Source organism: Treponema ruminis, assembly GCF_014201975.1.
GTDB classification, from domain to species: Bacteria; Spirochaetota; Spirochaetia; order Treponematales; family Treponemataceae; genus Treponema_D; species Treponema_D ruminis.
In genome coordinates this window covers 145,697-161,285 of sequence record NZ_JACHFQ010000003.1, presented here as the reverse complement: position 1 = coordinate 161,285, position 15,589 = coordinate 145,697, and the positions used below count along the sequence as shown (strand labels likewise).

General features: G+C 45.5%; 9 protein-coding genes. 4 read left to right on the top strand and 5 right to left on the bottom strand.

The features are described from left to right. The 3 genes from HNP76_RS05155 to HNP76_RS05145 are packed head-to-tail and all read right to left on the bottom strand — an operon-like array spanning position 1 to position 8,698. The gene (locus HNP76_RS05155; RefSeq protein WP_184658173.1) at positions 1-744 is read right to left on the bottom strand and encodes a hypothetical protein; all 744 of its coding nucleotides are present in this window, start codon (positions 742-744) and stop codon (positions 1-3) included. Positions 745-802: 58 nt separating this feature from the next. After that, on the bottom strand, positions 803-6,742 hold the full coding sequence (gene dinB / locus HNP76_RS05150; protein WP_184658171.1) for a DNA polymerase IV: 5,940 nt from the start codon (positions 6,740-6,742) through the stop codon (positions 803-805). Further along, positions 6,743-8,698, bottom strand: coding sequence for a hypothetical protein (locus HNP76_RS05145; RefSeq protein ID WP_184658169.1), 1,956 nt, complete (start codon positions 8,696-8,698; stop codon positions 6,743-6,745). It lies immediately after the preceding gene. 135 nt (positions 8,699-8,833) lie between these two features. Here HNP76_RS05145 and HNP76_RS05140 point away from each other — a divergent pair, with 135 nt between their 5' ends. The 4 genes from HNP76_RS05140 to ligA are packed head-to-tail and all read left to right on the top strand — an operon-like array spanning position 8,834 to position 13,339. Next, on the top strand, positions 8,834-10,000 hold the full coding sequence (locus HNP76_RS05140) for a DUF8084 family protein (RefSeq protein ID WP_184658167.1): 1,167 nt from the start codon (positions 8,834-8,836) through the stop codon (positions 9,998-10,000). Beyond that, entirely contained in the window at positions 10,001-10,642 is a 642-nt protein-coding gene (locus HNP76_RS05135) for a DUF5011/hyalin repeat domain-containing protein (protein ID WP_184658165.1), read from the top strand. Positions 10,643-10,673: 31 nt separating this feature from the next. Then, positions 10,674-11,381: a tRNA (guanosine(46)-N7)-methyltransferase TrmB gene (gene trmB, locus HNP76_RS05130; protein WP_184658163.1), complete on the top strand. Its 708-nt coding sequence runs from the start codon at positions 10,674-10,676 to the stop codon at positions 11,379-11,381. A 26-nt stretch (positions 11,382-11,407) separates the two neighbouring features. After that, on the top strand, positions 11,408-13,339 hold the full coding sequence (gene ligA / locus HNP76_RS05125; RefSeq protein WP_221301057.1) for an NAD-dependent DNA ligase LigA: 1,932 nt from the start codon (positions 11,408-11,410) through the stop codon (positions 13,337-13,339). Between the two features lie 6 nt (positions 13,340-13,345). Here ligA and HNP76_RS05120 read toward each other — a convergent pair whose 3' ends face one another. After that, positions 13,346-14,167 (bottom strand): Cof-type HAD-IIB family hydrolase, encoded by an 822-nt coding sequence (locus HNP76_RS05120; protein WP_184658161.1) that lies wholly within the window; start codon positions 14,165-14,167, stop codon positions 13,346-13,348. Positions 14,168-14,182: 15 nt separating this feature from the next. Beyond that, a complete protein-coding gene (locus HNP76_RS05115) occupies positions 14,183-15,556 on the bottom strand; it encodes a sodium-dependent transporter (protein ID WP_184658159.1) in 1,374 nt (457 codons plus the stop codon). Positions 15,557-15,589 lie beyond the last annotated feature (33 nt).

Here is a 15,589-nt window from a genome sequence, read left to right as displayed (position 1 = left end):
TCAATTCCCCTGTAAAGAGATTTCTTCCAAAAGCTCCCTCTTATAATCAAACCAGGCTGGTACTGTGATTTTTTTGAGGGGGCGGGGAGGTTTTCCGTCCTTTGCCTTGGCGGCTTCTTTCCTTTCAAGATAATTTGCGTAGAGTTTTTTAATCTTCTGTTTTTTAAGAAGCTTGCTTGAAAATGGGGTATAAGTTGCCAGAATCTCACTTATCGGCTTTTTCTGATCCTTTACCAGCTTTTCAGTGACTTTCATTGTGAAGAAAGCGTCTGCCTTGCTGTCGTGAAATTCCATTCCTTCTGTATCAATTCCAAAATTCTGGACATAAGTTCCAAGTCCGCCCTTAATTTCATAAATCTTTTCAAGAACTGTGTGGATGTCGTGGCAGTTAAAGTCAATCAAGTCCAAATCATAACGAATGCATTCAGTGGCAATCGTAGCAACGTCATTCTGGCAGCCGAAACCAAATACAATCTGATTGCTTGCTTCCAAAAGAGACTTGATTTTTTTGTAGTGCTGGGGGAATTTGGGATTATTGATGTAATCTTCCCGGCTGTATGCGAGCCTGCATTTTGAGTCTTTTTTGAAGAGGTACCAGTCAAAAATCGTGGCCGGATTCATAAGAAGGTCGTCTGATTCAATTACAGAAAAATTTTCATCACAAAGCACATAGCCGAAAGAACAGATTTTGCCGATTCCATTAAAGCAGTTGGCACATTCAATATCAAAAAATAAGTAGTTCATAAAAAAATTATATCATAAATGCCTGTCGGATTGTAGTCCTGCCTTTTTGTCGGCTGACTTAAAATCTAATCGTTGCTCCAAGAGTCGCCGTCGCCGTGATTATTGCGATTTTTCCCCAGGTCGTATTGTAGCCAAGGCCAAGATCCGTGTTGAGGGAGACATATTTTGAAACCTGAGTCTCTGTTTCGTGCATGTAGTCGATTTTGTATTTCTTTGTGCTGCTGCTTGTTCCCGAAACCTTGCTTGCGCCCAGATTCAGGCTGTCAGTTTTTGTGATTCTTTTTGTCTGACCGGCCATTTTTTCGCTGAAAATCGATACCAGCCCCTTTCCGAGCGACGATTTTGAATCCCGCTTCCAGACTAGGGTATATTTTGCCTTCCAGTCGTCTTTTCCTTCGACCGAGCCCTCAAATCCGTTTTTCAGGTAATTCTTTTCGGAAAAATAGAAGGTGGCCTGAAAATATCCGCTCACGAGATAGGAAAAGTTTTCTGCTTCCCTGCGCGGGATTTTTAGGGCGGCGCTCAGGCTCGAATTATATTCGTCGTTTGAGAAAAATGAGAAAAGTGGTATGGGGCCGTTCCGTCCGAAGATGTTGAGGGCCGTGTGGTTAAGCGTGTTTTTAATCTGGTAAAAGTCGGTCAGGTTGTCGCCTGTCCTGATGTCCCGGCTGGCTTCAAGTTTTGCAGAAATCGGAATGAAAAAATCGTACTTGTTTGCAAAAAAAGCCCTTCGCCAGTTGAAAGCGTAATTTCCTGTGTAGTAATTTGACTGGCGGTCAGCTTCATGAACTTTTGCGGCCAGAGAAGAACTTGCAAGGTCGTAAAGGGGCAGAGTCGTAAAGTAATAGTTTTTTTCGGCCAGGGACTTTTGAAGGTCGCCTGTGTCCCGCTCGTAGTTTCCGCCTTTTTCGACTGGATTCGTGCTTCCAGATGATTTTGTCCACGAAAATGAGAAATTGTTTTTTGCAAGGCTGAAGGGAATGTTGAATCCTGATTTCGTCGTATCCGAAAATGTGACTTTTGCGGACGACTTGTAATTTCCTTCAGTTTCAAAGAAAAGCTCCGGCTTTAATTTTGCCCGGTCGAAGGCGTAGGAAAGTGAAGATTTGCCGCCCACGCTTCTTTTCTGAGCCCTTTCGTCGCCCCTGTCAAAGCTGAATTCCGTGATTTTGAACCATGAGGAAGCGTAATTTTCAGTCCGGAATTTTTCGGTTTCCTTTGAAGAGTCATTAATTTCAGAAATTGTGGAAATTTTTTGGGAAATATTTGATTCCGCGCTGAAATTCAATTTCTGCGGTTTGAAAGAGACTTTTGCCCCTGACTTTTGCGAGAGCGACCATGAATCTGACTCAGCCTTTGTCCTTCCTTCGAGTGAAAGTGGAAGCGAGTAATTTGAAAAATCGATTTTAGCTCCGTTTGCTTTTTCAAGACTGCCGTCGCTGGAACTGAATGAATAATTTTCTGAAAACGAAAGGATTCCGAAAAGGGTTTTTTCTGTTTCAAGCGAGTGAGAGGCTGAGGCCAGGGCGTTTTTCTGTTCGCTTTCGCTTGATTTTGCATTTTGATATGCGTTTGAAAGGGCTGCTTGACCTGCGATTTTGAGATTTGTGAGGGTAAAGCCCAGAGACATTGTTGACTGGAGATTCTTTTCCCTGCTGCTGTAATTTTCGCTTTCGATTGAGCTTGAGCCGTCACCGCTTGCAGAGATTTTGAGGTCCTTTAGGATTTCAAGATTTTCGTTTTCCAGAATCGCCCCGTCGATTTTATAATTTGCTTCGATTTTGTCCTGAGCCACAATGAAAGGCGTGTTTTCGCTCAGATAAAGCTCGTCGAATGAGAGGCTGCCCTTTTCCTTTGCCCTGACGACAATTTCGATTCTGGTCGGAACTACATTCCTGTCGATTTTCGTGAGATTTGAATCTCTTGAGCCTGTCAAATCAATTTCGTATTCCTGCCAGCTTTCCGAAAGATTTTTGGAAGGAATCTTGTAGACTAGGGCTTCTTCCGCCTTTCCCCGGCTTTTCGGCCTTGAAAGCCTTATTTCTACTGATGAATCTGAATCTTCCGAATCGCTTTTGAATTTAAGGAAAAAGCTCAGCTTTTTGTAATCAGACAGGTCGATTTCCTTGAAAGAGCGCGAGAAAATGATTTCCTGGGTTTCGCTTTGCTCAGAATCGAATTTCCATTCAAAGACCTGAACCTTGTTTGTTGAAGTGCCGTTGAATTTTTTGATTTTTGCCGAGGCAAGGCTTGAGTCGCTTGCCTGATAATTTTCCGTAGTGACGGCAACTTCCGATTCCGCATTGAAGACAAGTTCTCCAGCCTCATATGGGCCCGCGTAAATCGTGCCGTTTTTGGGAAGTGATGAAATGTCGCTTGTTGTGAGGATGAGGCGGACATTGTAGTTCTGCAAGGATGAAATGATACTTCGGTCTTCGTTTGAAAGGGAGACTTTAACGATTTGCCAGCCAGATTTTGAAAAGTCGAAAGCCCTGCTGACTCCTTCCGCACTTGAATCTGAAATCTTCCATGTCGGGATTTTTTCTGCTTCTTCGACTGAAAAGTCATCGTCGTCCGAAAGGCCCACTTGCAGGTAAAGGGAGCAATTTTCGCTGTCAAAAAAATCTTCTGGCTGGGGATTTTTGATTGCGATTGAAAAATTGCCTGCATTTCCAAGCTTTCCCGAAAGCCCCGGCGTATAAATGCTGATTGCGCTCCATGCAAGGTCATTTCCGCTTCCGGTGCTTTTCCCTGAAAAATCCCATTCAAGGGGAAGGGCATAGCCTGAAATTTCCGGGTCGCTCTTTCCTTCTTCTGCTTCGAGTGAGCCATTATTTTGAGATTTGAGTTCGATTGGATTTATCCCGGCCTGACTTTTTTCATTCAGGACCGGGCTGAATCCGTCCGGTAAATCAATTCCTGCCTTTTTAGAAAGATAGTAAGTCTCGCTGTCCCTGTCGTCGTTTCCCAGAATGCGGTAATTTCCCGTGGTGTTTGTGTTTTCGTAGGTGAGGGCGGCCGTGTTTTTGGCAGAAAATCTTTCGCCATCATAGCTTGCCTTGCTGGCAAGGGTCGCAAAGCCCTGGGAAGAATAGCTTGAATCGGCAAATTCCCTGTCCGGAGAATAGCCCCAGCGGCTTGAAGTTGAAATGTCGGCAGAAAATCTGTCGGTAAAGTCATACTTAAAGCCGCCTGCTGCAGATACGGCCCCTGATTCTGAGTCCTCGCTTTCCTCATACCAGCGGGCGACGATGTGGTCGCTTGAAGCCACGGCTGAAGTCAAAGTAATGGAGCCAGATTCCGGGTCATATTTTGCAGAGCCGTCGAGAACTCCGTTTTTGTAAACCGTAACCGTGCCGGAAACTGCCTCTGTTCCGATTTCAAGCCTCTTTACCGGCGTGAAAGACCTGACTTGAAGGACTTTTTCATCCTGATAAGCCCCGCCAAGATAAATCTGAGGATTCAAGCGGGCCAGAGGAAATGAGTCATGAATCAGCTTTTCCAGAGAATCGGCCGGCTCGTCCCCGCTCAAAGAAATGTCAGCATACAGATGATTTGAATAGAAAAAATCCTGCTGGGAAAAACGGAGATTGTCTTCATCAATGACGACATTGTAGTCAGAATCCGCCGTAGAAGTTTGGGAATCAGCAATCTGAGCGTCACTGGCCTGACCTGAGCCGCAGTCATAGCGACTGGCTACGGCAAAAGGTGAAAAGCCGCCCGGATGCTGGAGAAAAAGACAGTCCTCGCCGTCAATCGAATAATAAGGCTCTCCCAATGTTTTTCCGGTGGCGCCCGCATCCTTTGCGGTTTCGACAAAGAGCGGATAAAAATAATTTTCGATTTTTAATTTTCCGCCCTGGCTTTTATCGAACCAGGCCTCAAGTTTCGAGAAAAATTCTTCAAAGCCATCTTTCTCCTTAGCAATTGAAGAATAAAAAGTCACCGCGACAGCTGGCAGCACTCCCTTCTGACGGTAGGCCCTTGCGTCCTTTGAAAGCAAAATCTGATTCTGTCCTGCCAGGAGAAGGTACTGGCTGCCGTCGAGTTTTTTGTACTTGCGGCCCTTTGAGTCCCGGAAGCTACCCGAGGATGATTCGACGTAAATCGCCTTTACATTCTGAATGAGATTTGCACCAGGCAAAAAGTACTGGCTTCCCGTGTTGTAATTTGAGAGCGAAATTTCATTTATGCTGACAGAATTCTTTCCGTACCAGGTCTTTTCGTGGGCCTGGATCAAATCGTAGCGCAAGGCCGCGTCTGCCTGCCACTTTTCGCCCGCCCAGTTGAAAGAGATTCCCGGAGCCTGATTGTTTCCGCCGCCGATTCCCCGGTTAACTTCATCGACTGAATATATGGAAGGAAAAATGATTTTGCGGTTTGAAATTCGGGCTGACTTTAAAAAGCCGTCACCGATGTAGCCTGCCGCCAGAGTATTTTTGTTGAAGTCGTCCGCAAAGGCCGCCTCAAAGTACCAGTGATGATTCAGCATGAAATAGAGGGACAGGTCAACGTTCTGGGCAAAGACAGGCGTGCTTGTCGTAAGGACAGGCGTACTTCCAAATCCAAAGGAATAGGTCGCTCCCCCTGTGACCGTGCTTTTCCAGTAACCTTCTGCAAAAAATTCAACATTCTGCTCGCCGAAGTCCCTGTTGAAAATCGAGATGAAATTTCCTGAATCAGAAAGGGGGAGTTTTGAAGTATCAAAAACGATTCCTGCCGCACCGTCTGCTTCCTTTTGAGTAGAGCTGGCCGGCTTTTCAAGTTTGGGTGCACTTTGAGCCCCCGCATCTTGAAGGGGAAGAAAAATCATGGCCAGGGCAAGAGTGCCTGCTCCCAAAAGTCTTGCCTTGGTGATTTTTAAAGCCGGATCCTTTTCCTGAGCCTTTAAAATCGCGCTTTCCAGCTTGCGTTTTTTTTCTTCGCCAAAGTCAAAGAGTTCCTGCTGGCGGGGACTTTCCTCGTCCTCAAGATTGTAGAGCCCCACGCCCAGAAGCCTGATTCCCAGCTTTGAGTCGCACTTTTTTTCAAGAAGGGATTTTGCCCGCTCGAACAAATCGTCCACGCTGGAAACATATCTCTCGCTGGTCGACTGAACGCTCACGGTCGAAAAATCCTCGTAGCGGATTTTAAGGGCAACCGAAGAGCTGCGGACCTTTTCGCGCAGGCTGCGGAACATGACCGTGTGGCAGAGGGAGAGGAGTGCTGTCTCGATAATATCCGGGCTTGTTAAATCGTATTCGTAAGTGTTTTCCGCGCTGATTGAGCGGGATTTTGGTTCTGCACGAAAATCTGCCCCGGCGTTTCCCCTGACTGAATTGTATAAAAAAGTTCCGGTCGCTTTTCCGAAAAGGCTTTGAAGAAGTTTTTCCGACCTCATGTAGATGTCTCGCGTACTTCTGATTCCGTAATTCTCAAGCTTTGCCAAAGTCTTGTTGCCGGCTCCCCAGACTTTCGTAATCGGAAGGGAAAGCATGAATTCTGTCTCAGAGCCAAAGGGCACGACCGTAAGTCCGTCTGGCTTTTTAAGGCCCGAAGCGATTTTCGCGCAGTATTTTGTCGATGCCAGCCCAACAGAGACGGTCAGGCCTGTTTTTTCAAGAACCTCGGCCTTAAGTTTTTTTGCCGTCTCAACCGGATCTCCGAAAAGCCTCTCTGTGCCGGTCAAATCGATGAAAGCCTCGTCAACTGAAATCTGCTGGATGTCAGGAGAATAATTCTTGAAAATCGCCATCACTTCCTCAGATTTTTCGTGATAGCGTTTCATTCTGCCGCGTACAAAAATTCCCTGGGGGCAGAGCTTTACCGCCTGAAAAGTGGGCATAGCCGAGTGGACTCCGAATTTCCGGGCTTCGTAGCTTGCCGTGGACACGACTGAGCGCCTGTCTCCAGGAAGACCGCCTACAATCACAGGCTTTCCCCGGTATTCCGGGTGGTCGAGCTGTTCGACGGAAGCGAAAAATGCATCTAAATCAACGTGAAGGAAAATTTTATTCACTTACTCGACCTTAAGATCCCTTTTTTCAATCCTGAGCGTGTTGGGCTTGTCACTTTTGTAAAAGGCTGTGACTTCAATCTCAGCCTTTGTTTTTGCAGGAGCCGCATAGTCAATCGTAATCTTTCTTGGAGGGTAATCCGGAATCACAAAAGAATAGGAGTCATTTCCCTTTGAGTCAGTCGTAATCGTGTAGTTGTAGATTGAATCGTAAATCGAGTGGGCATTTTCACTGCCTTTGAGCACGATTGAATATCTCAGGGCATCTTCGTCGGACAAAATCCTGATGTGGTGGGTGGCCATTCCCTGGAATTCGTCTTTTGTAAGTTTGGCCGAGAGGGTAAATCTTTCATCCCGCTCGATTTTTGTCTCGATTCTTTGAGCAGCCCTTATTTCCGGCTTGTAGATGAAATGTGAGATTGCAAAAATAACGGCGAAAATAAAGGCAAGAATGGCAATCGTCGAGAAAATAGCGTTTAAAATCATCCTTCTAAGAGTGTAGCCCTTGAGACCGGCCCGGACATTGAGAAAGACCAGCATTCTAAGCCAGGTAACCTGAAAAGGAAAGATTGCAAGGGAAAGAATGAGGTTTCCGCCAGCCGTCGTAAAAACTGTTTTTGTCAGTTCTGCTTCCTCGGCGCTCCTGATTATGATGAAGCCGTATGGGGCAAAGGGCAGCATCATGAGGATAAAAAATACGCTCAGTGACGGCAGGCTTTTTGCACCCCGCGAAAGATAAATCAGAATGTATTCAGCGGCAAAAATTACGAAGAGGGTTAAGTCGCGGCTTGAAAAAAGGAAAATATTGAAAATCGCGACGACAAGAAGGATATAGCCGTACATGAAGGCCGTCAGTGAAAGCTTGAGAAGTCCCTGAACCGTAAAGAGAAGGGAGAGAAAGGACATGGAGAAGACGATTTTAATTCCGTACTGGATGATTGGATTCAGCTGGAAAAAGGAAGAAAAAAAGCCTACCGCATGCTGACCCAAAATCAGGGAAAGAAAGGAAAGTCCGATGGTGAAGGGAATCATGTAGCTGGACCTGATGAACTCGTATTTGTGACGTTCGCCGAATTCTCCCAAAAAGGAGAAAATACACAAAAGGAGGATGGTCAAAATGCCTACGGAGAGGCAGGATATGATGATTGTCCTTTCATCGATAAAGAGAGGCTTGAAAAGACTTCCCCGGTTTACATAAAGATAGTGCTTGTCCCACTCTTCGCTGCCCTTTGAGTCATAGCTGTCTGCGAATTTTTTAAGGCAGAACAAGTCTTCGGAATTTTTGAAATTCAATTCCAGGGCAGGGATCTTGTTCTCAAAAAAGTAGGAAAGTCGTTTTTGCCCCTGAACGATTCCCAGTCTGTAAATGGCCGAAAGCCTGTTCTCGAATGAAAAATTGATTTTTGAGTCGAAAAAGTTTTCCGTGACTTTGCGGGTGAGCCAGAGGGGGGATGTATTTTTTTTGCCGCCTGTGTAGATGGCCGTATCCTCGTCTGGGTTTAAGTTGATTATGATTGCGCTGCAGGAATCCGTGTCGTCCATTGATGATGCGAAAACCTGGCTTCCCCTGATTGAATTTTCGCTTTCGTATTCAGATTTGTCCAGGGCTGAAAAAAGAACTGTGGCCGTGCACTTGTGGTTCTGATTTTTTAAAAAATAAAGAAAATCAAAAATCGCCTTTTCATTGCTGAAGAAGTCTTCCTGCATGAAGCAGAAAATAACTTCGTCAGCTTCCTGTCCTTCAAAATTCAAGAGGATGTTATATGCAAAATTATCCTGACCGGTTGGAGAAAGAGCCTGACGGATTGGTGAAAATCCCTTTTCTGAAAGGTCAGACTCCAGGGCTGCGGAAAGTTCGTTGCCAAAAAGTTCTTTAATATGAAGATTTTTTTGCGAGAAAATTGAAAAATGTGCCGAAAATAATAGAAAAGCTAAAACTATAATTTTTCGAAAATGCATTTGAATTAGAATATAAGGAAAAAGTGATTTGTTCAATCTGAATAAATCTTTGCCATTTTGGCAGCCCTTATTAGTCAGTTTACAATTCAAGTGCCTTAGTGTACAATTATAGTATTGGGTTTTTAGGGAGATTCTATGCCAGCAGAAAAAAAATTCATTTTGAACTTGCCTTTAAAAGTCATTTTGACTGAGGAGGGTACGTCACACTTTATCAGCAACAAAAAAAAGCTCCTTCGTATCCGGCTGGCTGATAACCTCGAAGAATATGGCATTTCGCTCAATCCCTTCTCCCCACAGTCCATTCAGAACATGATTATGGTAGACTACATCTCCAAAATCGAAATTTCCATGTCAGAATTCGTTTCTGTACGTCAGGAAGTCATGGATCTGGCAAAAGTCGTAGTCTATTCAATCCTTTACAAGCAGTTTGACCGTCAGGTCTTTGCCGATGTCATCAAGTGTGATTGTGTCCGCAAGCACAACCGCACCAATCCGAGTGAACTCATCGATGAGCGCACCAAAATTGACGACAAGCAGCTTCGTTCAATGATTTCCAAAAAAGAAATCATCATCCGTCAGGCCAAAAAAGAAATCCTCGATCCTGTCTGGAAGTCAATCATGGAGAACAAGGAATATTCGCTTGAAGAGCGCAACATTTACCTGCTCATGACCGAAAAATTCCTCAACCGCCTCTCCCTCATGAACTGGTACATCATCCTTAAATTTTTCAAGGACAAAGAGGGCTTCTCTCAGATTAACATCGCAATCCGTCATCTCCTTCAAATTTACATGGAAAAATCCCGCGTTGCAGAGTACATTTCCATCCTTCTTATGGAACTTGCCCTCAACGCCGAAAACAATAACCTCAAAAAAGAGGCAAAAGTCCTTTACAACGGTGTTGAAGACCTGGATGCCCTTCTTTTTGACCCGGAAGTCCGCAGCAAAATCATCGCTGAGCTCAAACGCAAGCACGAGCTTGTATCCCTTTCATGGAAGCTTGGCGGCGGTTCAACGGCTATCGGTAAGCAGGGCCGCCTGCAGATCATGGTTCTCAACAAGAGCGATGAAAATCAGGAAGCAAAGGCCAACATCGAAGACAAAATGGCTGCCGATACAAACAAACGCTCCCTCATCGATTTCTACCGTGAAATACCGGACGGTCAGGGCAGCACTGATTTAGGCTTGTATTATCTTTCTTATCTTGATGATGCATGTAAAAAACTCAATGTCAAATTTGAGTCTATTGTCAACCAGTTTGCTAATCAGGATTTGACAGTCATCAACTTGATTTTCAATTTCTAAATGCGGGCAAAAGTTTTTTCTTTCTTTCTCATTCTTGCATTTTTCTCATTTTTTTCATGCTCCGATAGCGAGGCTGACGTTGTTTCAGTAACCGCTACGGCAGTTTTTGATTACAGTGACAAGGAATCAATTCCGGCTTCAAGACTGGCAGTTTTCTTTCAGCTGGCAAATCAGGCCCAGAGGACAGAAAGCTTTACCGTTTCAAATGATGCTTCCGGCTATTCATGGATTGTCTCAAATCCTGGAATTTTCACCGGAATGAACAGAAATTATGCCTATTCCGTCAACTTAAATCCGCCGGAAGGAAAGGAAATCCCCACAGGCATTTATACCGTCGAATATTACGATGCCGCCGAAAACAAGGACGAGGCAAAATTTACCGTCTATTACAACAAGGAACTTTTAAAGTCCACCTCCGAAAATTTCAAGGAATTCCTGCCCAATCCCAACGAAAATGTCGCAATTTACGATGAATCTGGCGAACTTCTCTTCATGGGACGCACAAAGGCTTCCTGGAAGTCAAATGCCGATATTCTCAGGGATTTTAAACTTGCCGAATCTAAAAGAATCTGTTATGTTACACCCGGAAACACTATTATTTGTTTTATGCCGGAAGAAAAACTCAAAGAAAGTGAAAATTAAAGGCCCCCATTCTTGATTGTGAGGAAAAATTATGCAAACTGAAGAAATTTCCACTAGCCGGAAATCTGACGGAATTCACCGGGAGATTCATACTTTCGTGCTCCGCCAGGGCCATTTTACGGCAAGCGAGCGCAAGGCTTACGAGGAAATGCACGACCAATTCTGCATCCCTTATGCAGAAAGCCTTTTGGATTTTGAAAAAATCTTCGGAAATTCAAATCCTGTAGTAGTTGAGATTGGTTTCGGCATGGGAAAGGCTACTGCCATCATCGCCCAGAACAATCCCCAGATCAATTACATCGGAATCGAAGTCCACAAGCCTGGCGTTGGAAAATTGCTGGGTGAAATCCGCGATAAAAATCTAAAAAACCTCCGCATCATCGAGCACGATGCGATGGAAATCCTTAAAAATCAGCTGGCAGATTCTTCTGTTTCAGCCTTCCACATCTTCTTCCCGGATCCCTGGCAGAAAAAGCGCCATTTTAAGCGTCGTCTCGTCCAGCGGCCTAGAACAGATTTAATGGTTCAAAAGCTGATTAAGGGCGGATATTTGTATTTCGTAACCGACTGGCTCCCTTACGCAGAATTCGGCATTGAGCAGCTTTCTGTTACCCCAGGCCTCAAAAACCGTTACGAAGGCTACGCTCCCCACCAGGAATGGCGGCCGGAAACAAGGTTCGAACAGAAAGGCATTGATGCCAACCGCGTAATCAACGAAATGATGTTTGAAAAAATTTAGTAGACGGATTAACACGAATAGAATTTATGGATTTATTTGACATAGACGAGACTGCCCGCATCTCTGAGCTTGCAACTTTAATAAAAAAATATCAGGACTCATACTACAACGGCGAGGGAGAAATTTCCGACGCCGAATTCGACAAACTCTGGGACGAGCTTAAAGCCCTTGATCCTTCGAATCCTGTCCTGCAGAGGGTAGGTGCTGACTCAGGCAATTTTGCCAAAATCCGCCACATCATGCCCATGGGCAGCCAGGAAAAGGCCGCAAATCCTCAAGCATTCCTTGCCTGGGCAAAAACTCATGCCTACGACGAATATCTGGTCGAATACAAGCTTGACGGAGCTTCCCTTGAGCTTCAGTATTCTCACGGAGAGCTTTTGCGTGCCGTTACCCGCGGAGACGGAACAATCGGCGACGACATCACGGCCAATGCCCGCAAAATGCAGGGGGTAAAAGCCGCCCTTTATGACTCAGACAACAACAAAATCGACTTTACCGGAGCCGTCCGTGGCGAAGTAATCATGACCCACACGGTTCACCAGAAATTTTATTCTGACAAGGCAAACTGCCGCAATGCCGCAAACGGCCTCATGAAGCGAAAGGACGGTTCCGGAAGCGAAAATCTCTGCCTCATGACTTACGATGCCCTTGCAACCGAGGGGACAAGTCCTTTTAAAGACGAAGAAGAAAAAATCAACTGGCTTCAAAAATGCGGATTCAAAACTTCGCCCCTTAAAATCTGCAAAAATCCTGATGAAGTGATTGAATACCGTGCCGAAGTCATGGAAATCAGAAAAGGCCTGGACTACGACATTGACGGCCTTGTAATCAAAGAGAGGCGGATTGACCTTGAGGATGCCAGCCGTGCCCGCCCTGACCGTCAGATTGCCTTTAAATTCTCGCTTGAAGAAGCGGTCTCGACTTTGCGCGAGGTCGAATGGAGCGAATCGGGTGCAACTTACACGCCGGTCGCCATTTTTGACGAAGTTCAGCTCAACGGAACTACAGTACAGAGGGCCAGCCTTGCAAACCCGGACACAATGCGCTCCCTCGGAGTCAAAATCGGAAGCCGCCTTGTCGTCGTAAAGCGGGGTGAGATTATCCCCAAGATTGAAAGCGTTTTGAACGAAGAACCCGGTCAGGTAACGAGTGCAATCGTCTTTCCAAAAAAATGCGCTGTATGTGGAAGCGAGCTTGTCGATGAAGGAAGCCGCCTCTACTGTCCAAATAAAAATTGCGATAAAAGGGTGCTTCACCAGCTGCAGAAGTGGGTAGGCCTTGTTGACATCCGCGATTTCGGTGATACTTTGCTGCGAGAGCTTTTCAAAAACAAGGAAGTTGCTTCAATTTCTGACATTTATAAGCTTACTGCAGAGCAGCTTGTTCCATATTTTTTGAACGAGGAATCAATCGAAAACCAGAAGAATTCTCTTGGTGCCAAAAAAGTCTTTGAGAGCATTCAGAATCACCGCCGCATATCCCTTGCAGTCTTTGTTGCTGCCTTTGACATCGAAGGAATCGGCGAAACAATGGTTCAGAAGCTGATTGATGCCGGATTCAACTCACTGGAAAAACTTCTTGCTGCAAGTGAAGAGCAGATTGCCTCGGTTTACGGTTTTGCTGAAATCACGGCTAAGATTTTCGTGGAAGGTCTGGCAGAAAATAAGGAAGAAATGCTTTCCCTCACTCAAAGCGGAACAATCCAGCTTGAAGAAATTGCAGGCGGTGCTCTGGAAGGAAAGTCTTTCTGCTTTACGGGCGAGCTCAAAACAATGAAGAGGGCGGATGCCGAGGCTATGGTCAAAAAGGCTGGCGGAAGCTGTAAGTCTTCTGTTACAAAAGATTTGACCTATCTCGTCACAAACGATACTGAAAGCGGCTCTTCAAAGAACCAGAAGGCCGCCAAGTTTGGAATTCCTATCATAAATGAAGAGGAATTCCTCAAGCTTTTTTAAGTAGAACTAAAGCACGTGCTTTTTCAAAAAGTCGCCAACGCCGTCGTGATTATTGTCCAAATCAGTCACAAAGCGGGCGATTTTTTTTATTTCTTCAAGGCCGTTTTTCATGGCGACTCCATAGCCTGCCATGCGGATAAGACTCTCGTCGTTCATGCTGTCACCAAAGCCCATTGTCTTTTCGATGCCAAAGCCCAGCTGATTTGAAAGCCATTCGACAGCCTCTCCCTTGCCGCAATTAGGCGGTAAAACTTCAAGAAAGTAGGGCTTGCTGGTAAAAATTACTGCCTGGTCTCCGAACTCAGTCCTCAGAATTGTCTGCAATTTCTGAAGTTCTTCCGGCTCTCCTGGAACGAGCATTTTTGTAAATCCCTGCTTGATGAATTCCTTGTAGTTTTCGACGGCTTTCCCTTTGAGACCGCACAAATCAACGTCCAGCTTCGTCCACTTTGTTGCCTGCTCGTAATAAATTGTGTCGGGCGTGTAAACTTCGGTTTTGAGGCCGTAGCTTTCGGCGATTTCATTGGTCCTTAAAAGAATGTCCGCTTTTACCTTCCGGCAGAAAATCTGCTGCCTTTTGTGCATGTCGAAAATCGAGCAGCCGTTGATTGCGATGATAAATCTGCCGGCCTCTTTGCCAGCGATTTCAAGCCTTCTTACAAAAGGAAGAATTGCATCTTCGGCCCTGCCGGAACAGAGAACGACGTAGATTCCCTTTTCGGCACATTGACGAAGGGCTTCGACATTGCCGTCAGAAATGAGGCGGTCATCGTTTAAAAGTGTGTCATCCAAATCAAGGGCTATGAGTTTTACATCAAGTTTTTCCATAAAAGCTCATTTTCCCTATTTGAGGATGAATTTCTGAAGATAGCCGACAGCCCAGATTACAAGAACAATCATCGGGAGAATGCAGCTGACGTAAAATTTGAGGATGCGGGGGAATTTTATGCCGCTTCCAGTGTTTGCTTCTTCGATGAAGTTGTCAAAGCCCCAGCCGTAGCGAGAAGTACAGAAAATCAGGTAGAGAAGGGAGCCGAGCGGAAGAAGGTTGTTTGATACGATGAAGTCCTCGATGTCCTGAATGTTGCCCAGTTTTGGAACTACAAAGCCGCTCCAGACATTGAAGCCCAGAGTACAAGGAATTGAGAGGAGGAGGATGAGAATGATGTTTACGATTACAGCCTTTTTGCGGCTCCAGCCGTTTCTGTCCATTGCAAAGGCGATTATGTTCTCAAAGACCGCGATTACTGTTGAAAGGGCTGCGAAAGACATGAAGACGAAGAAAAGTGTGCCCCAGAGCCTGCCGAGGAACATTGAGTTGAAAATATTGGGCAGAGTGATGAAAATGAGTCCCGGTCCCTGGCCTGGATTTACGCCGAATGCGAAACAAGCCGGGAAGATGATAAAGCCTGCCATGAGGGCAACAAAAGTGTCGAGTGTGATGATGTGCAGGGCTTCGCCGGTGAGGGCCTTTTCCTTTCCGATGTAGCTTCCGAAGATTGCAAGAGCTCCGATTCCAAGGGAAAGTGTGAAGAATGACTGACCCATTGCCGCAAAAATTACTTCACCCCAGCCGTTCTGAGCCATTTTTGAAAAGTCCGGCTTGAGATAGAAGGCAAGACCTTTTCCTGCACCCGGAAGAGTGACTGCCCTCACTACGAGAACCAGCATGAGGAAAAGAAGGCTTGTCATGATGATTGTAGAAGCCTTTTCGACGCCGTTTTTAAGGCCGCCCAGACAGATTAAAAAGCCGATTATGATTACAAGAGCCATCCAGAAGAGCTGCTCGGCTGGATTTGCCAGCATTGTGTTGAAAACGCCGCCAATCTGCTCTGCATTGAGGCCTGTGAATGTACCTCTGGCACTTTTGAAAATGTAGGAGAACATCCAGCCTGCGACTGTGGTGTAGAACATCATCAGAAGGTAATTGCCGGCTGCCGCAAAATAGCCGAAAATATGCCACTTGCTGCCCTTTGGCTCCAGCTGATGGAATGAACGGACGGCACTTTTACCGCTGGCCCGGCCAACGGCAAATTCCATTATCATAATTGGTGCGCCTAAAAGCACCAGAAAAAGCAAATAAAACAGAACGAAAGCCGCTCCGCCATACTGACCTGTGATGAAAGGAAAGCGCCAGACGTTTCCAAGTCCGATTGCGCAACCTGCTGAAGTCATGATAAATCCGATTCGTGACTTAAAATTTTCTCGATTTTCCATAGTCTTTTATTATATCACATAATCGGATTTTAA